This window comes from Burkholderia sp. Ap-955 (genome assembly GCF_011753045.1).
Classification (GTDB): domain Bacteria; phylum Pseudomonadota; class Gammaproteobacteria; order Burkholderiales; family Burkholderiaceae; genus Burkholderia; species Burkholderia lata_D.
The window spans coordinates 181,015-199,830 of record NZ_VWWH01000003.1; the positions used below are offsets into that span (position 1 = coordinate 181,015).

Below are 18,816 nucleotides of genomic sequence, written 5' to 3' on the forward strand. Positions count from 1 at the left end.
TTTCAAGGTTGGTGGCGGCCGGTAGCCGGGCGTGGCGCTCCGTCCCAGATGAGCCGCGGATCGAACTGCATCGACGCATACATCGTCAGCACGACCACGGCGCCGAACGCGAGCGCGCCGGGGCCGGGCGTGATGTCGGCGAACGAGCCGAAATGCACGAGCGCGATCGTGAGCGCGACGACGAACACGTCGAGCATCGACCAGCGGCCCACGCGCTCGACGAGGCGGTGCAGCCGGGCGCGTTCGAGCGGCCGCCAATGCACGCCGCGGTGGGCGGCGATTGCCTGAAACGCGAGGATCGCGAGCTTGAGCATCGGCACGAGCACGCTTGCAATGAACACGATGACGGCGAGCGCCCAGTCGCCGGACGTCCAGAAGTACGCGACGCCACCGAGGATCGTGTCGTCCTCGGCCCGGCCGAGCGACGTCGCGTGCATGACGGGCAACAGGTTCGCCGGGACGTAGAGCAGTGCAGCGGCGGCGGCGAGCGCGCCCGTGCGGGCCGCACTGTGCGGGCGGCGCGCGTGCAGCCGTGAACCGCAGCGCGTGCAGCGCGGGTCGGAAGCATGTGCCGGCTGCACACGCGCGCAGTGGTGACAGGTGATCAATCCCGCGGCGCGAGCCGTCATGTGTGTCGGTCCTTCGGCTAACCGGGACGCGGCGTGATGCGTCATGTCGGGGCAGGGCGGTGTCGTGCGCGCGGCGCCGTCCGGCTGCAGTGCGACGAGTTGGTCGCGCGCTTCCCACAGGCGGACCGGGTCGATCGACGACAGCATGCCGAGCATCACGGTAAGCGCGCCGAACGCGAACAGCGCGGGCTCGGCGAGCACGTGCGCGAGACTCGTCATCTTGACGATCGTGATCAGTACGCCGAGCATCAGCACTTCCACCATGCTCCACGGCTGCAACAGCCGAGTGCCGAGCAGGACCGCCGCGAAGCGCCTCGGTACGCGGCCTGCGCGCAATGGCACGAGCAGGTACAGCCACGCGGCAAGCTCCAGCAGCGGGAACAGCATCGTCGTGCAGAACACCAGCATGGCCACCACCGGCTGGCCGTTCGACCATAGCGCGAGCACCGCGTCGCCGAGCGTCGCGCGGGTCGCCATGCCGGCCGCATCGAGCGCGACGATCGGGAAGGCTTGCGCGATGCAACAGGTCAGCAGCGCGGCAAGCGTCAATGCGCACAGCCGGTCGAGTGAGCGGCGGCCGTGCGCGGCGCCGCTCACGCGGGCGCGGCACCTCGGGCAGCGCGCCGTCAGCGCGCGCAGGCGCGGCGGACGCTGAAGCAGCAGGTCGCATTCGTGACAGGCGACCAGGTTATCGGGTTTCATCGGGAATCGATCGTGCGGGTAACGGAGGCCCGACGCCGCGGGACGTGCAATACGCCGGGCATCGGGCATCGGGCTTCGAAGTTCGGCCCGGTGCGGCCCGCAGGCACGCGACCGGTCCGTCGACGCAAACGACGGCTATTGCCGGGCCGCGACCGTCGTGCCGGTCTCGGGCGGCAGTTCGCCCATCGCCTGCAGGAGCGCCGCCGTATCGGTCATTCGGCGGCTCGCGGCACGCACCGCCTCGAGATCCGCGTTCAGATAGCGCTGCTCGCTCGCCAGTTGCGCGGTCATCGGAACGGCACCCAGCGTGCGGCGCTGCACCGTTTCACGGAAGGCCTCGCCGGCCGCGCGCGCCGCGAGTTCGTTCGCGGCCAGCGCTTGCGCGTCGTTGTCCAGCGCGGCGAGCGAATCCGCGGCATCGCCGAACGCGGACAGCACCGTCGCCTTGTACTGCAGCACCGCCGCGTCGTACGCATCGCGCGACGCTCGTCGGTGAGCCAGCAGGGCGCCACCGTGGAAAATCGGCTGCGACAGCCCGGCGCCGACCGCCCACAGCCCGCCGGCGCCCGACAACAGCGCTGGCCAGCTGAAGCCGCCGCGCCCCATCGTTGCGGTGAGCGATAGACTGGGGAACAACTGCGCGGTGGCTTCGCCGACGTCGGCCGATGCGGCCTTCACGGCTGCCGCGGCCGCGCGAATGTCGGGGCGCGCCTTCAGCAGCTCGGACGGCACGGCGACGGGCACGTGCTCCGGCAGTGACAGCCCGGTGAAAGCGGGGATCGGCGGCGGCGCGTCGGGCGTGCGGCCGAGCAGGATCGCAAGCGCGTGAACGGCGCGCGCGCGTTGTTGGCGCAGCGGCGGCAGCGTCGCGGTCAGCGACGCCGCATCTTGGGTCGACGCCAGCGCCTGCACGCGGGACACCGCGCCGAGCGCCTGGCGCTGCTGGTCTTCGAGCGCGGTCGCTTGGGCGACGGCGACCAGGCGTTCGGTCAGCATGATCTGGCGGTCGAGCGCCGCGGCGCCGATGGCCGTGCCGACGATGTTGGCCGCCAGCGCGCGCCGCGCCGCTTCGAGCTCGCAACCGCGCACGTCGACGCGTGCGGCGCTTGCCGCATTCGCATACCGCGTGGCGCCGAACAGGTCGAAGGTGTAATGCGCCTGCAGTTGCCCGACGAAGACGTTGTAGCGCAGGTTTTGCGCACCTGCGCCGGAAATGTCCGGCGTGCGCGTGCGGGCGACCTGCGCGTTCGCGTCGATCGACGGCAGCGTCGACGCGCCGATCTGCGCGCGCAGTTCCTCCTGCGCAGCGGCGAGCGTCTTTTCCGTCGCGGCCAGCGTCGGGTTCGCGCGCAGGCCTTCGTCGACCAGCGCGTCGAGCGCGCTGGAGCGATACAGGCGCCACCATTGCGGGACGGGGGCGGCGCCGACGTCGAATTGCTGCGTGACACCTGCCGCTTCGACGGTGCGCGGCGCCTGAGGTATCGCGCCGTAGTGTGCCGGCGACGGCATCGCGGGCGGCGTGCTGCTCGGCGCCATGGCACAGCCGCTCAGGCCAAGCGCCGCGCTCGCGGCGAGCACCGATGTGATACGAGGGATTGTCATCAGCATGTCTCCGAGGATGCGACGGTCATTGCGCACGACTCGCGTTCGTCGCTGCGCACCTTGAAGCAGGTCGCATAGAGGGCCGGCAGGAAAAAGATGGTCAGCACCGTCGCGATCGTGATGCCACCCATCAGCGCCGTGGCCATCGGGCCGAAGAAGCCCGAGCGCAGCAGCGGAATCAGCGCGAGCACGGCTGCGGCGGCGGTCAGCATGATCGGCCGGAAGCGGCGCACGGTTGCGCCCACGATCGCTGCGAAGCGTGGATGCCCGGCCGCGATGTCCTGGTCGATCTGGTCGACCAGGATCACGGAGTTGCGCATGATGATCCCGAACATCGCGATCACGCCGAGCAACGCGACGAAGCCGAACGGCTTGCCGAACAGCAGCAGCGCGGCGACCACGCCGATCAGGCCGAGCGGCGCTGTCAGCACGACGATGAAGGTGCGCGAGAAGCGCTTGAGCTGGATCATCAGCAGCGTCAGCACCGTGATGATCATGATCGGCATCTGCGCATTGATCGAGGTCTGGCCCTTCATGCTTTCCTCGGCCGCGCCGCCGACCTCGATCCGGTAGCCGGCCGGCAGCGACGCGCGCACCGTGGCCAGCGCGGCGTCGATGTCGCGCGTCACGCCGATGCTCGGCGCTTCGCCGCGCACGTCGGCCTGTACGGTGACGGTCGGCTGACGATCGCGTTCCCAGATCACGCCGTATTCGAGCGTGTCGCGCACGTGGCCGATCGCGCCGAGCGGCACCGGGCCGTGCGTCGTCGGGATCGCCAGGCCCGAGAGCCTGGACGGATCGATGCGTTCGCTCTTCGGCGCGCGCAGGTCGACGTCGATGAGCTTGTCGCGCTCGCGATACTGCGTGACGGTGTAGCCGGACAGGGTCATCGCGAGAAAGCCCGACACGTCTTCCGACGTTACGCCGAGCTGGCGCGCCTTGAGCTGGTCGATCTCGAACGAGACCGACCGCTCGGCCGGCTCGTCCCAGTCGAACTGCACGTTGCGCGTGCGGGCGTCGGCGCGCACCTTGTCCGCCACTTTTTCGGCGATGCCGCGGACGGCGGCGATGTCGTCGCCGCTGACCCGGAACTTGATCGGGAAGCCGACGGGCGGCCCGTTCTCGAGCCGCGCGACGCGGGTGCGCACGGTCGGGAAGCGGCTGGCGAGCGTCGATTCGAGCCAGTGCGACAGCCGGTCGCGCGTCTCGACGTCCTTGGCCGTGATCACGAACTGCGCGAAGTTCGGCTGCTGAAGCTGCTGGTCGAGGGGCAGATAGAAACGCGGCGCGCCGGTGCCGACGAAATCGACCACGTGGTCGATTTCGGGGCGACCGTCGAGCGCCTTTTCGAGCCGTTTCGCCTCGCGCAGGGTCGCCTCGAACGAGGCGCCTTCCGGCAAGCGCATGTCGACGAGCAGTTCAGGCCGCTCCGAATTCGGGAAAAACTGCTGCGGCACGCGCGTGAATGCAACCATCGCGATCGCGAACAGCACGGCGGTGAGGCCGAGCACCACCCAGCGGCGCTCGATGCAAGCCGAGATCCACCCGGACAGCCGGCGGTAGAAGCCCGTGTCGTACACCTCGTCTCCGTGCGCGTGACCGTCGCGATGCGCCTGCTCGGGCAGCATGTGGTAGCCGAGCAGCGGCACCAGCACGACGGCCGCGAACCACGATACGATCAGCGCGATCGCCGATACCTCGAAAATCGATCGCGTGTATTCGCCGGTGCTCGATTTGGCGAGCGCGATCGGCAGGAAGCCGGATACCGTGACGAGCGTGCCCGTCAGCATCGGGAATGCCGTGCTCGTGTAGGCGAAGGCCGCCGCGCGTGCGCGGCTCCAGCCCTGTTCGAGCTTCACCGCCATCATCTCGACGGCGATGATCGCATCGTCCACCAGCAGCCCGAGCGCGAGCACCAACGTGCCGAGCGACACCTTGTCCAGACCGATGCCGAACACGTGCATGCACAGTGCCGTCACGGCGAGCACGATCGGAATCGTGATGACGACGACCATCCCGGTACGCAGGCCGAGCGACACGAGGCTGACCACGAGCACGATCGCGACGGCTTCGCCGACCGCTTCGACGAAGTCGTCCACCGAGTGCTTGACGGCATGCGGCATGCTCGACACCGAGGTCAGCTTCAGGCCGGCCGGCAGTCCGGCCTGGAGCTCGGCTGCCTTCGCATCGAGCGCCTTGCCGAGGTCGATCACGTCGCCGCCTTTTTGCATCGTGACGCCGATGCCGAGCACGGCGTGGCCGTTCGTACGCATCTGCGTGACGGGCGGGTCGTCGTAGCCGCGCGTGATCTTCGCGACGTCGCCGAGCCGAAACGTCCGGTCGTTCACGGTGATCAGCATGTCGGCAAGCGCCTGCGTGTCCTTGAACGCACCGCTCGGCCTCACGAATACGCGATCGTCCGCTGTCGTGATGGTGCCGACCGGCGCGACGGCGTTTTGTGCATCGATGGCCTGCGCGAGCTGCTGCGGCGTGATGGCGAGCCGCGTCAGTTGCGCGTTCGAGATCTCGACGAACACGTGCTGGGCCGGGTCGCCGAAGTAGTCGACCTTCGCGACGCCCGGCACGCGCAACAGCACCGCGCGCAGCCTGTCCGCGTAATCGTGCAACTGCGCCGGCGAGTACCCGTCGCCTTCGAGCGCATAGACGTTGGTATAGACGTCGCCGAATTCGTCGTTGAAGAACGGTCCGACCGTTCCCTTCGGCAGGGTCGAGCGGATATCGCCGACCTTCTTGCGCACCTGATACCAGGTTTCGGGCACCTGGTCGACCGGCGCCGAATCCTTCATCGCGAAGAAAATCATCGATTCGCCGGGGCGCGAGTAGCTCTTGATGTTGTCGACGTACGGCGCGGCCTGGAGCTGGCGGCCGATGCGGTCGGTGATCTGTTCCTGCACTTCGCGCGCCGAGGCGCCCGGCCAGTAGGTCTGGATCACCATGGTGCGGAACGTGAACGGCGGGTCCTCGGATTGCGCGAGCCGCGTATAGCCGATCACGCCGAAGATCGTTGCGAGGCCGATCAGAAAAATCACCAGTTGCTGATGCTTGAGCGCCCACGAGGACAGATTGAAGCGACGGTCGTCGCCCGAGCCGGCATCGGTTCGCGCATCGTGCGGGCCGTCCGACGGATGTTGACGTTCGGGGGCGTTCATGACGGGAACTCCTCGGGATGCAGCGGCGGCACGGCGCGTACGCGCTCGCCGGCGCTGACCGTATGGACGCCTTGCATCACGACGCGCTCGCCGCTCTCGAGCCCCGACGTAATGGACACCGTGCGCTCGTCGTAGCGTCCGATCGAAACCGGGCGCAGTTCCAGCGTGTCGCTGCCCTTGCGGACGACCCAGACTGCCGGCGTTTCGCCGCGGTGAAAGAGTGCGGTGGCCGGCAGCGTGATCGCGTGGTCGGCGGCGGCGTTGGCGGTACCGTCGAACGTGACGTTGGCGGTCATGCCCGAGCGGACGTCCGGCCCCGGCGCGTTCAGCGTCAGCTTCACGCGCCACGTGCGGCTCTGCGGATCGGCCGCTGCCGCGATTTCACGCACGCGTGCGTCGAGGATCCTTCCCGGCAGTGCCGTCAGGCCGACGTGAGCGACCCGGCCGACGGCGAGATCGCGCAGGTCACGCTCCGAGACGTCGCACACGATGTCGAGATCGCCGCTCCAGTCGAGGTGAAACACCGCCTGGCCGGACTCGACGTTCTGTCCGGTATTGGCGTCTTCCGACGTGATGACCCCGTCGTGATCCGCGATCAGCGTGGCATAGCGCAGATGATCGTCGGCGAGCGCCATTTGAGCGAGGGCGGAATCGCGTTGCGCGACCGCCGATGCATACGCGTCCTGCGTCGTCTCGAGCTGTGCCGGCGCAATCAGGTTGGCCTGGGCTTGCGCGCGGTCGCGCTCCAGCTGCTGCTTCGCATAGACGGCGCGATGCTCGGCGGCATCGAGCTGCGCACGGGCATTCAGCAGCGTGTTGCGCAGGTCGGCCGGATCGAGCATCGCGAGTGCCTGGCCTGCCTTGACGATATCGCCGATTCGCACGCGCCGCTCGACGATCTTGCCGCCGACCCGGAACGACAGCGGCGTCGAATATCGTGCCTGGACCTGCGCGGGCAGCACGCGCTGCACTGCGTCGTTGTCCGCATGAACCGCCAGCGCAACGACCGGTTGCAATTCGGGCGCGGGCGCTTCGTGCGAGTGGCAGGCCGTCAGCAGAATCGCACAGCAGGCGAAAGCGATCGGCGCCCGCCGAACCGGCGGCGCGAGGCGTGTCAGAAACGGGCGCGTTACATTCCGCGCGTCAAGACTGGGTGATTTCACGATGTTTCCAAGACAAGTGAGAGGTCAACTGAAAAAATTCGACGACGATCCTGCTGATAAATCAGTACTCCGATATTTGTGATGCAAATCGTCCGCGTTTCCGAGCTACCGATGCCCATGCACTGCGACGGCCGCCGATCTACCGACGGATCGGTCGCTTCGGCGGCGCGGCCGGCCGACAGAACCGGGCGACGCCTCACATCGCCGTCGCCTGGTGTCCGGACCTGGCGCACGACGGGATAACGAACCGGCGACGACGGCTTGCGCAGACCGCGGACGCGCTGGCGTTGGCCGCTACCGCGCGTCGGACTCCGTGTTGGCACAGGAACCCTGTGCTGCGATTTTCGAGATTAGACTCATAACTGATAATGTTGTCAAGTATGAGTGGGTAATCTAAAATTGCGGCATGCAGAAAATTCTTACGAACAGGGAAGGCGCGCTCATGGACCGAACGGTCGGGCCCCGTCGTCCGAACGCCTCCGTCGGGGAGGCGGCCCATCGCCAGCCGCGCGGCGCGCGCCGCAAGCAGGCGACGCGCATGCGTTTGCTGCAGGCGGCGTTCAGGCTGATGGCGGAAAAGGGGAGGGACAATGTGGCGATCAGCGAGATCACCGAGGCCGCGGATGTGGGGTTCGGCTCGTTCTACTACCACTTCGAATCGAAGGACGGCGTCTTCGCCGCGCTGACGGAGTGGGTGTTCGACGATTTCGCGGACGGGCTCGAGCGTCTCGCGGGCGGCTTGTCGGATCCCGCCGAGGTCGTGTCCGTATGCGTGCGCCACACGCTCATGCGAGCACGCCGGGAGCGCCTATGGGGCCGCTTTCTGATGCGGGAGGGCTTCTCGGCGCGAGCGCTCGATCAAGGGCTGGGCAAGCGTCTGAGGCGGGACAGCGAGCGCGGGATCGCGGCACGCCGTTTTGTCGTCAACGATCCGTTCGTGAGCTTGCTCGCGATGACGGGGACGATTCTCGCGGTCCTCACGGCGGAGGTGTATGCGGCCGACAAGGTCGCGAGCGGAAGCAGGGTGCAGGCGAGCGAGGAGGGTGGTTTTCCGGAGCGTGCCGCTGCGGTGGTATTGCAAACGCTCGGCCTGACGCGCGTCGACGCGCAGGACGTCGCGAATCGCCCGCTACCGCCGGGCGATTTTGCCGCGACGGGCGGCGATTGAGCGGCGGTAGCCGCCGTCGCACGTCGGGACGCCCGGGTGGGGTAACGAGGGCGGCAACGCCACCCTGTCCAGTAGCGAGCATGCCGCCGGACTCCACTCAGCGTGCGGTCTACGATCCCATCGTTGCCGACTGCGTCACGCGAGCCGGAATTTTTTCCGCAGGCTCGAATCGACGGGGCCGGCCGGCATGAAGCGCCGCAACTTGCGCAACAGCGACGCCTCACCGGCCGGCGTGCGTCGCATCCGCCATGCGCCGAGCGCTGCGTCGACGATGGTGGCGGCCACCCCGTCGGGGTGCGGCGCGGCCTTCACGCTCTCGACGACGGCGCGCGACGCAAGCGTGCGCTCGCGGTCGTACTCGGCGATCGGCGCGCCAGCCTGCGGCGCATTGACGTCCAGGCTGGTTCGCGTAAACGACGGTTCGACCAGCGTCGCGCGAATGCCGAACTGGCGCAGTTCGTGATCCAGCGTTTCGGTCAAACCCTCCACCGCATGTTTGGATGCCGAATAGAGTCCCATGTAGGGCGCCGGCAGGAAGCCGAGCACCGAGCTGACATTGACGATCCGGCCGCGCCGTCGTGCCCGCATGTGCGGAAGCACCGCATGGGTCGTACGCAGGATGCTGAATACGTTGGTGTCGAACAACGCCGCGGCTTCGGCCACGGAGGTCTCCTCCACCGCGCCGATCAGGCTCATGCCCGCGTTGTTCACGAGCACGTCGATACGCGCCGCGCGCTCGATGATCGCTTGGATACCCGATTGAACGGACGCGTCGTCACGAACGTCCATTTCGATCAACTCGACGCCGGCGACGGGCGCCGTTCGCGCAATGCTGCGCACGGTGCCGAACACGCGGCACCCGCGTTTGGCAAATCGTTCCGCGACAACGCGCCCGATGCCCGACGACACGCCGGTCACGACGACAACGGTGGAATTCGACATGGCTGCTTCCTTCGATACGGTGAATGGGCTGGCGTAATCAATCGTGCGCGTCCAGCGCGGGCTGAAGTGCGGGCTCGCCCGGCGATGCCGGTTCATGGCCGCCGTGGCGGGCGGCGGTGGAATGACCGGGCCGGATCCTGAACCAGATCGCATACATTGCCGGCAGGAACATCAGCGTGAGGATCGTCCCGGCGAACGTGCCGCCGATCAGCGTGTACGCGAGGGTTCCCCAGAACACCGAATGCGTGAGCGGAATGAACGCGAGCACGGCCGCCATGGCGGTCAGGATCACCGGGCGCGCCCGCTGCACGGTCGCTTCGACGACCGCGTGGAACGGATCCAGTCCCGCCTGTTCGTTCTGGTGAATCTGGCCGATCAGGATCAGCGTGTTGCGCATCAGGATCCCCGACAGCGCGATGAGGCCGACCAGCGCATTGATGCCGAACGGCTGCCGGAACAGGATCAGCGTCGGCACCACGCCGATCAGGCCGAGCGGGCTCGTCATGAACACCATCACCATCGCGGAGATCGAGCGCACCTGGAAGATGATGATGACGAGCGTGACCGCCAGCATGATCGGGAAGAGCGGCAGCATCGCCTTCGTGGCCTTGCCGGATTCCTCGATGGAGCCGGCTTCCTCGATTCGATAGCCGCTCGGCAGCGCGGCGATGATCGGCTGAAGCTGCTGCGTGATCGCAGCCGACACGTCCGGCGGCTGCAGGCCATCGGCGATGTCGCCGCGCACCGTGAGCGTCGGCACGCGATCGCGCCAGCGCATGATCGGCTCCTCCATCCGCACGTCGACCTTGCCGACCTGCGACAGCGGGATGCGCTGCCCGTTCGCGCCGGCGAGCGTGAAGTCGTCGAGCCGCGCCGGGTCGAGCCGCGCATCGCCGCCCGACCGCGCGATCACCTGTACGGTCCGGATATCCTCGCGCACCGCGGTGACGGGCACCCCGGTCAGCAGGAACTGCAACTGCTGCGCGACCGCACTGGACGTCAACCCGACTGCCTGCAGGCGGTCCTGCTGCAACGTAAAGTGCAGCGTCGGCGCGCGCGTGCCCCAGTCGGCATTGACCGTGCGCATCATCGGGCTGCCGTTCATCACGCGCTCGACATCGGCCGCGATACCGCGCAGCTTGTCCGGATCGGGGCCCGTGATCCGGTAGGCCACCGGGAACGGCGAATACGGACCGAACACGAGCTGCGTCACGCGCACGCGCGCTTCGGGCGCGAGGCCGTCGGCGATGGCCCGCCGCAGGCGCGCCTTCAACGCGTCGCGCTCGTCCTGGCTGTCGGTGCGCACCACGATCTTCGCGAACGATGGATCGGGCAGTTCCGGCCCCATCGCCAGATAAAAGCGCGGCGCGCCCTGGCCGACGTACGCGGTGACGATCCGCGCTTCCTTCTGCTTCGCGAGCCACGCTTCGACCTTCGACGTGGCGGCGCTCGTTTGCGAAATCGACGTGCCGTACGGCATCTGCACCTCGATCAGCACCTCGGGACGATCGGAGATCGGGAAAAACTGCTTCTTGACGACCGCCATGCCGAGCATCGCGAGCACGAAGAGGGCGACGACCGAACCGGCGACGAGCCATTTGCGGGCGATCACGCGCGTCAGCAATTGACGGAAGCGGTTGTAGCGGGGCGTGTCGTAGATCGCGTCGTGACCGCCTTCGAACTTCTTGAAGTTCGGCAGCATCTTCACGCCGAGGTACGGCGTGAAGGCCACGGCAACGACCCACGATGCGATCAGCGCGATCCCGACGATCCAGAACATGTTGCTGGTGTATTCGCCCGCGGTGGAGCGCGCGAACCCGTTCGGCATGAAGCCGACCGCGGTGACCAGCGTGCCGGCCAGCATCGGCGCCGCCGTATGGCTCCACGCATACGCCGACGCGGCCACGCGGTCGTAGCCTTCCTCCATCTTCACGACCATCATTTCGATCGCGATGATCGCGTCGTCGACCAGCAGCCCGAGCGCGAGGATCAGCGAGCCGAGCGTGATGCGGTCGAAGTTCTTGCCGGTGGCGGCCATCACGACGAACACCACGGCCAGCGTCAGCGGCACGGCCGCGGCGACGACGAGGCCCACGCGCCAGCCCATGCTGACGAAGCTCACCAGCATCACGACGAGCAGCGCGGCGAAGAACTTGACCATGAACTCGTCGACGGCGGAGCTGATGTTCACGGACTGGTCGGTGACCTTGGTCAGGCTCATGCCGAGCGGCAGCGCCGCGTTGATCGCGCCGACTTCCCGGTCCAGCGCACGGCCGAGGTCGAGCCCGTTCCAGCCGTCGCGCATCACGACCCCGAGCAGCAGCGCGGGTTCGCCGTTGTTGCGGATCATGAACGTCGACGGGTCTTCGTAGCCGCGCTCGACGGTGGCGATGTCCGACAGTTTCAGCGTGCGGCCCTGCGCGACGATCGGCGTGTCGCGAATCTTCTGCAGCTTGTCGAACGCGCCGTCCACGCGAATGAAGATCTCCGGCCCGCGCGTCTCGACGGAGCCGGCCGGCGTCAGCGCGTTTTGTCCGTTGAGCGCCGCGAATACGTCCTGCGGGCTCACGCCGAGCGTCGCGAGCCGGTCGTGCGACAGCTGCACGTAGATGCGCTCCGCCTGTTCGCCGATGATGTCGACCTTCTTCACGCCCGGCACATGCAGCAGCCGCTGGCGCTGCGCCTCCGCATCGCGCACCAGCAGGCGCTGCGGTTCGCCCCTGGCCTTCAGCGCGAACAGCGCGAACGTGACGTCCGCATATTCGTCGTTGACCAGCGGGCCGATCACGCCGGCCGGCAGATCGTTCGCCACGTCGCCGATCTTCTTGCGCGCCTGATAGAACTGCTCCTGCACCTCGGACGGCGGCGTGCTGTCGAGCAACGTCAGCGTCGTGAACGCGAGGCCGGGGCGCGTGTAGGTTTCGCTGCGGTCGTACCAGCGCAGCTCCTGCATGCGCTTTTCGATCTTTTCGGCCACCTGGTCGTGCATTTCCTGCGCGGTCGCGCCTGGCCATGCAGTGACGATGGTCATCACCTTGACGGTGAATGCCGGGTCTTCCGCGCGGCCCAGCTTGAAGAACGACACGAGCCCCGCGAGCGAAATCAGGCAGATCAGGAACAGCGTGATCGCGCGCTCGCGCACCGCGAGCGCCGACAGGTTGAAGCGGCGCTCGCTCACGGCCGTACTCCTTCGCGTGCGAGCGTGGCGGCCTGCGCGGCCACACGGACTGCGTCGCCGTCATGCAGCAACTGCGCGCCGAGCGCGACGACCCGGTCGCCTTGCTTGAGTGCGCCGGACACGCGCGCGCTGTCGTCATCCACATGCTCGACCGCGACCGGCCGCCATCCCACCTTGGCAGGCTCGCCTGCGACGACCCACACGCCGGGCCCTTTGCCCCCGTCCAGCAGCGCGCCGATCGGCACCTGCAGGCCGGCTTGCGGCGTCGCGCGTGTGTCGTCCGGTATGCGGATCGTGACGGTCGCGCCCAGCGGCGCGGCGGCCAGCGTGCCTTGCAGCACGTAGCGCGCTTCGAACGTGCGCGTTCGCGCATCCGCGGTATCGGAGAGCTGGCGCAGCGTCGCGGGGACACTCGAGCCCGGCTTGCCGAACAGCTCGGCTTGCGCCACGGAGCCGACCGCGGGGCGCAGCGTTTCCGGCAACTGGATCACGGCTTCCCGGCTGCCGGCGTGCGCGAGCCGCACGACCGGCTGGCCGGCGCTCACGACCTGGCCGGGCTCCGCGAGCGTGTCCATCACGACGCCGTCGCCGTCCGCGACGAGTTCCGCATAGCCGGTCGCATTGCGCGCGACGCCGGCGTCGGCCTCGGCGGCGCTCAGCTGGGCTTTCGCGGCATCGGCCGCTGCCTTGACCTGGTCATAGGCCGATGCCGATATCGCGCCGGTGCCGCGCAGGTCGCGGTAGCGCACTTCGTCCTCGGCGGTCTGCCGCGCACGTGCCCGTGCCGCGGCCACTGCTTCGTCGCGGGCGCGCGCCGCGAGCTTCAGGTCGACGGGATCGATCCGCATCAGCGGCTGGCCGCGCCGGACGGTTTGTCCGGTATCGACGAGTCGCTCCAGCACCTTGCCGGACACCCGGAACCCGAGGTCGCTCTGCACGCGTGCGGCGACGGTTCCGGTAAACGAGCGTGACGCGGGCGCGGCCGCCTGCACGATGGCGGTACGCACGAGCGGCGCCTCCGTGCGCGGATCGGAAGGCGCTTTTCCGCTGCAGGCGGCTAGCGCGAGGGGCAGTGCGGAAGCGACTGCAAGGAGAGCGGGGCGACGCCGAACCATGAAAGACCCACTGACGAAGTGATCGGGGCTTTCATTGTGTATCTAGTGACCAAAAGAGTCAATGGTCACAATGAGTGTCGATTCACGGGGCGAGACTGCGGAGCACCAGGTTCGACAACTGCGCGGGCGCGGCGTCGGTCGTGTCGAGGTTGTACTGCAGCAGCAGCGGATTCAGGTATGGCCGCATCACGAGGTAGATCGCCGTCGCGGTTTCGTCCAGCGGCGTCTTGCGCTCGAACTCGCCGCTTTGCCGGCCCGCCTGCAGCACCTCCTGCAGCAGTTGCTGCACGCGCGCCTCATAGGCCTGCACCGACTGCCAGTTGCCGGTGGCGGCCGACGCGGCGATGTCGTACAGCTTGCGGTCGCGGAAGAACAGCCGCAGGCTCGCTTCCGTAAAGACCTTGAACATGCGCCGCAGCTTTTCGGTGGGCCGTTCCGCCTCGGCGACGGCGACGCGCACGTCGGTTTCGATTTCGTGCAGGCAGTTCGCGCAGATCATCTCGCCGATCGCCTGTTTCGACTCGAAGAACTTGTAGATATAGGCCTTCGAGAAACCGATGGCCTTCGCGAGATCGGACACGGTCGTCTTTTCGTAGCCGTACCGGCTGAAGTGCTCGGTGGCGGCGGCCACGATCTGGTCCCGCACGTCGTGATCGGCCGGGCCGCGTGCGGGAGCGGGGGAAGCGGTGTTTTCTTTCATGGGTTGCGGCTGGCAGGGATGGACAACGAGTGACTATTTGGTATTATAGTCACCATCTGATCTTGGCTAAAACCGTCATGCTACCGAAACCCATCGTTGCCGCGGTGCTTGCCGCACTCCTGTCGGCGGGATGCGCCGTCGGTCCCGACTATGTGCGGCCGGACATCGCCATGCCGCAGCGTTTCCAGGGCCAGAGCGCCGTGGAGCAGCGGCACGCGGCAGCCGAAGCGGAGCTCGCGACGTGGTGGACGGGCTTCGGCGATCCGCAGTTGACCCGGTTCGTCACGCTCGCGCTCGCGCAGAACCTCGATCTCGCGCAGGCCGCGGCACGCGTCACGCAAGCGCGTGCCGGGCTCGGTGCGGCCAATGCGGCGCTGTTGCCTTCGGGCACTGTGACCGGTCAAGCCGCTCGCGTTTACCAGTCGGTCGAAACGCCGTTGGGGCGCGTGCTGAATTCGACGCCCGGTTTCGACCGTCACGGCAACGACTACGAGGCCGATTTCAACGCGAGCTGGGAACTGGATGTGTTCGGCGGGTTGCGCCGCGGGCGGGAGGCGGCGCTCGCCGACTATCAGGCCTCCGAGGCGGCGGCGGTCGCCACGCGCCTTGCCGTGGCCGCGCAGACGGCGGACATCTACATCACGATTCGCGGGTTGCAGGGCCGGCTGAAGGTTGCGCGGCATCAGGTGCAGACCGAACAGGATCTGTTGTCGACCATCAATCTCCTATATGGAAAGGGGCTCGCGGCGGAGCTTCAGGTCAGGCAGGCCGAAGGCGCGCTCGCTCAGGTTCGCGCAACTGTGCCGGTACTCGAAGCCGCGCTGGACACGGCGATGAATGCGCTCGACGTGATGCTCGGCTCGCAACCCGGTACGTATCGCGCGGAATTGCTCGACGGCGGCGACGTGCCGGTTGCACCGCGGATCGCGGCGACGAGAACGCCAGGCGAACTCCTCAGGCGGCGGCCCGACCTGATCGTCGCCGAGCGGCGCCTTGCGGCGTCGAACGCGCGCATCGGCGCGGCCATTGCCGAGTATTACCCGAAGTTCTCGCTGAGCGGATTGATCGGCAGCGCGACGACGATGGGCGCGGGCAACCTGTTTGCAGGCGGCGCGAACCAGGCTGCCGGCGTGCTCGGCCTGCGCTGGCGCTTGTTCGACTTCGGCCGTATCAATGCGCAGATCGCGCAGGCCAAAGGGCAGGATGCAGAGATGCTTGCTGCGTATCGGCTCGCGGCGCTGCACGCCACCGAGGACGTCGAGAACGCGTTCTCGGCACTCGTCAGGCGCGACGAGCAGGCGGCGGTTCTCACCGACGGCGTGGATTCGCTCGGCCGCGCGAGGGCTGCGTCGTTCGCTGCGTACCAGAAGGGCGTCGTCAGCCTGATCGAGGTGTTGCAGGCGGACGAGAGCCTGCTGCGTGCATCGGACGAGCGCGTGCAGGCGAAAACCGAAGCGGCTCGGGCGTCGGTGGCCGCGTTCAAGGCGCTCGGTGGAGGATGGCAAGGGGCGGCGTCCGAAGCCGTCGCCAGTCGATAACGGTCGTCTGTACCGATGCCTTGGCGGGAAGTGACGGACAGTGCCCGGTCCGCAATTGCCGCGTCCAGCCAGTTTTTGCTGGGCTTCGCCATACCGTCCCGGCACGAGACCTTCAGGCCCGTGTTCCCGCAATCGGGCGACCAACGGGCGAACCCGGCGCGTCGTTAATTCCAGCCGTTCCGCTGGACGCCATGGCTTGAGCTTGCCGCCCGCCATGTCCTGAATGACCTTGAATCGGTCCAGCTCGCGCTGCATCGTCGGCTCCCGTGCTTGCTCAACAAGCCGTCCAGCACGCCAGCAGTCAAGAACACGACATTTTTATTTAGCGGAAACGCGACATCTGAACTTGGGACCTACACCAAAACTGTCGATAATTCACGTTATGTCAAGTAACGAATAAGCCACATCGATCGGCTCGATTCGCCTCTGTCTGCCGCGCGCCGTCGTCCCCGGCACGCGGCCTACCCGATTACGACTGCGAGATCCGGCGCAAGCGATCAATCACCGATTCCGAGCCAGCGGCCGCTCCACCCGCAGCGATGCGACGCGCTTCTTCGACCGCAGCCTGTTGATCGAGCGGCTTTTGCCCAATAGAAGCCACAGTCTGCGCGGCGTCGGCCGTAACACGCGCCTGCGCGGCAGCTGCCTGCAACGCGCCGAGTCCGGTTGAAGCGGAGCCGGTGCTCGCGCGCAAGCGGTTAAGTTCGTCCTGCTGCTGTTGCATCAATTGAGCACGCTCGCGATCGGCCTGCGCCTGCGCGAGGTCCGCCATTGCGGCGCGCGCTTTCGCATCGAATTCGTTCAACTGGGTTTCGACGGTCCTCAGGATTTCCTGCAGCGTCTCGACGAGTTGCCGAGCGCTATCGGCTTCGGCCTCACGCTGCGGAAGATCCCGCTTGCGGCGCTCGAGATCGTCGGTGAATTGCGTCAGCGTTGCTTCGTTGATTTCCTGCTTTTCGAACTTGTCGATCAGCACGACCGACGCTTTCACGTCCCCGTCGATGCTTGCCTTCAGTTCTGCCGCCGCGGTTTGCGCCTTGTTGCTTTTCTGCTTGGCCTCGGCAAGCTTTACCGCCACTTCATGCAGTTTCGCCTGCAGGTTGTCGCGGTCGACTTGCGTAGCCGTTTCGGGATCGAATGCGGCGATCTGTTGCGCCAGACGATCGCCGACGGTTCCCACGTGTTTCGCAAGCAGTGACGAAACGAGTTTCCAGCCAGACATGGTGTTCTCCTTGGTGAACCTTGTATTGCGGATGGATCGAGGCGGTGTCGCGCCTCAGAAAATCTTGACGTGCAGCGGATCAAGGGCAAGGCCGGCGAAATAGTCGACCCAGACGGCCGGCGCCGGGTGTCCGTCCATCGTCTCGACGTGCTCGAAATCGATCCACAGGCGCTCGATCGGACCGCTTTCCTGCGCCGGGCCGGCCGGCAAGCGCCGCACGTACTGCATGAACGAATGCGTCTTCTCGACGCCCTTCTCGCCGACGCTATCGTCCAGGCGACGTTCCCGAGCAGTCCACGGCCTGATGTAGTCGCCACCGGGCGCGTCACGCTCGAACCCGATCGCATCGTTGCCGCCGAGCACCGCATCGACGCGCGCCGGATTCCTGGCGAGATGGGCGATCTGGTCAAGCTCGTCGCGATCCATGTCGTAACGGTCCTGCCCGAGCCCGTAGCCGTTGCCGAGGAATGCATCCTGCTCCTCGGCCGTCACCGGATATTCGCGGTACAGGAACTGGTAGTAGGCGACTTCCCGAATATCCTGGGGATCATCCCTGCCCGTCATGACCTGCAGGAACGCGCCCTGCCCGTTCCTGTCAGGGCCCGTGTTCGTGTACATCCGGAAAATCGACAGATCCGCGTCGGCGTCGATATGCAGGCGGCTGACCGCAACGATCGGCATCTGTGCGTCCGGCGGCACGACGAGGAGCGCGCCCTCCAGTAGTGCGAAGTCGGCCAGCACAAGCTTGATCATGCCGCCGATGCATGCGCCGAGCGGTAGTCCGGTGTCGACCCGGTCCGGTTGATCGGTGCGCGCTCGCGCAAGATCGTCGAGGCGCTTTTCACCGATGCGGCGAACGAGTTCAAGGATTCCCATGGTCGTTCTCAGAGGCGATAGTTGGTGTGGGATGCATAGCGCGCCTTTCTGAGTAGCCACGCGCGGCGCGCACGCTGGAACAGCCCAATGACGAGACAAATGGAGAGAAAGAGCATTCCGCCCAACAGGAACGCATTCATGATCGGATGCTTGCTTTCCCCCGTCGGCTGTTTTTCCGTCGTTGCCGGCGACTGAGCGAGTGTCTCCGCCTGGGCGTCAGATGCGGCGTCCGGCACGGCATCGTCGTCGGGTGCACGTCGATATCTTGGTGCCGAGGTCGAGTCGACCGAACGCGTCATCGGTTGCTGGACCACGACGGTTTCGCGCGGCGAACTGCTGCGTCCGAGCAAGTAGCCCAGCAGGAACCTGTCATTGCTACTGGATTGCTGTCCCGCCACCGGTGGCGCTGCGCCATGCGCGGGGGCACTGTACGACGGAGAGGTGGATGCGTCGCTGTACGACGAGGTATCGCTGGACGCACTGTGGTGGGGCGAGCTGCCGCCACTGGCGTTATCGCTGCCATGCGACGACTGGTTCGAATTCAGCGTCGCAGCCGCGTCGCGGCTCGACTGAGCCGCATACAGTGCGCCGCCGAGCGCAGTCGCGGCGATCACTTTCCTGGAGCCGGAGCTGCTGAACCCCGATTTCGGGGGCGGGCTGGATGGACTCGCCGACGAAGGCGTCGATGAGTCGTAGGAAGTGCTTTTCGAACTTGACGATCCGTATGAGCGGCCGTAACTGGAACCGGATGGGCTCGTTGACGAGCGAGCCGACGAGTCGTAAGACGAGCCTTTCGAATTCGACGAACTGT

At 67.0% G+C, this 18,816-nt stretch carries 13 protein-coding genes; 2 read left to right on the forward strand and 11 right to left on the reverse strand.

Annotated features, from left to right (window positions below; genetic code table 11):
- Positions 1-2: 2 nt before the first annotated feature.
- From F3J15_RS03055 to F3J15_RS03070, 4 genes are all read right to left on the reverse strand, one after another.
- Positions 3-1,331, reverse strand: coding sequence for a paraquat-inducible protein A (locus F3J15_RS03055; RefSeq protein WP_166887597.1), 1,329 nt, complete (start codon positions 1,329-1,331; stop codon positions 3-5).
- A gap of 135 nt (positions 1,332-1,466) precedes the next feature.
- Positions 1,467-2,933: an efflux transporter outer membrane subunit gene (locus tag F3J15_RS03060; RefSeq protein WP_166887600.1), complete on the reverse strand. Its 1,467-nt coding sequence runs from the start codon at positions 2,931-2,933 to the stop codon at positions 1,467-1,469.
- Positions 2,933-6,103 (reverse strand): efflux RND transporter permease subunit, encoded by a 3,171-nt coding sequence (locus F3J15_RS03065; RefSeq protein WP_166887603.1) that lies wholly within the window; start codon positions 6,101-6,103, stop codon positions 2,933-2,935. The genes F3J15_RS03060 and F3J15_RS03065 overlap by 1 nt, the downstream gene beginning before the upstream one ends.
- Entirely contained in the window at positions 6,100-7,185 is a 1,086-nt protein-coding gene (locus F3J15_RS03070) for an efflux RND transporter periplasmic adaptor subunit (protein WP_345891476.1), read from the reverse strand. Before F3J15_RS03070 ends, F3J15_RS03065 begins: the two co-directional genes overlap by 4 nt.
- 523 nt (positions 7,186-7,708) lie before the next feature.
- On the opposite strand from F3J15_RS03070, the gene F3J15_RS03075 reads away from it, so the two are divergent.
- A complete protein-coding gene (locus F3J15_RS03075; protein ID WP_166887733.1) occupies positions 7,709-8,434 on the forward strand; it encodes a TetR/AcrR family transcriptional regulator in 726 nt (241 codons plus the stop codon).
- A gap of 135 nt (positions 8,435-8,569) precedes the next feature.
- Here F3J15_RS03075 and F3J15_RS03080 read toward each other — a convergent pair whose 3' ends face one another.
- The 4 genes from F3J15_RS03080 to F3J15_RS03095 all read right to left on the reverse strand — a co-directional run bounded on the left by F3J15_RS03080 (position 8,570) and on the right by F3J15_RS03095 (position 14,369).
- A complete protein-coding gene (locus tag F3J15_RS03080; protein ID WP_166887606.1) occupies positions 8,570-9,376 on the reverse strand; it encodes an oxidoreductase in 807 nt (268 codons plus the stop codon).
- Positions 9,377-9,413: 37 nt separating this feature from the next.
- Complete coding sequence (locus F3J15_RS03085; protein WP_166887609.1) at positions 9,414-12,554, reverse strand: efflux RND transporter permease subunit; 3,141 nt, start codon at positions 12,552-12,554, stop codon at positions 9,414-9,416.
- Positions 12,551-13,669, reverse strand: a complete 1,119-nt coding sequence (locus F3J15_RS03090; protein ID WP_166887612.1) for an efflux RND transporter periplasmic adaptor subunit — start codon at positions 13,667-13,669, stop codon at positions 12,551-12,553. Before F3J15_RS03090 ends, F3J15_RS03085 begins: the two co-directional genes overlap by 4 nt.
- Before the next feature lie 82 nt (positions 13,670-13,751).
- Positions 13,752-14,369 carry a TetR/AcrR family transcriptional regulator gene (locus F3J15_RS03095; RefSeq protein WP_069251585.1) on the reverse strand — a complete coding sequence of 206 codons (618 nt, stop codon included), beginning with the start codon at positions 14,367-14,369 and terminating at the stop codon, positions 13,752-13,754.
- A gap of 77 nt (positions 14,370-14,446) precedes the next feature.
- Between F3J15_RS03095 and F3J15_RS03100 the strand changes: the two genes are divergently transcribed.
- Positions 14,447-15,907, forward strand: a complete 1,461-nt coding sequence (locus tag F3J15_RS03100; RefSeq protein WP_166887615.1) for an efflux transporter outer membrane subunit — start codon at positions 14,447-14,449, stop codon at positions 15,905-15,907.
- 469 nt (positions 15,908-16,376) lie between these two features.
- Here F3J15_RS03100 and F3J15_RS03105 read toward each other — a convergent pair whose 3' ends face one another.
- Genes F3J15_RS03105 through F3J15_RS03115 form a run of 3 tightly spaced genes read right to left on the reverse strand, consistent with a single transcriptional unit; the run spans position 16,377 to position 18,619 of the window.
- Positions 16,377-17,129 carry a hypothetical protein gene (locus F3J15_RS03105; RefSeq protein ID WP_089447654.1) on the reverse strand — a complete coding sequence of 251 codons (753 nt, stop codon included), beginning with the start codon at positions 17,127-17,129 and terminating at the stop codon, positions 16,377-16,379.
- A gap of 54 nt (positions 17,130-17,183) precedes the next feature.
- Positions 17,184-18,065, reverse strand: coding sequence for a DUF2491 family protein (locus F3J15_RS03110; protein WP_345891960.1), 882 nt, complete (start codon positions 18,063-18,065; stop codon positions 17,184-17,186).
- Complete coding sequence (locus F3J15_RS03115) at positions 18,014-18,619, reverse strand: hypothetical protein (RefSeq protein WP_166887617.1); 606 nt, start codon at positions 18,617-18,619, stop codon at positions 18,014-18,016. Before F3J15_RS03115 ends, F3J15_RS03110 begins: the two co-directional genes overlap by 52 nt.
- Positions 18,620-18,816 lie beyond the last annotated feature (197 nt).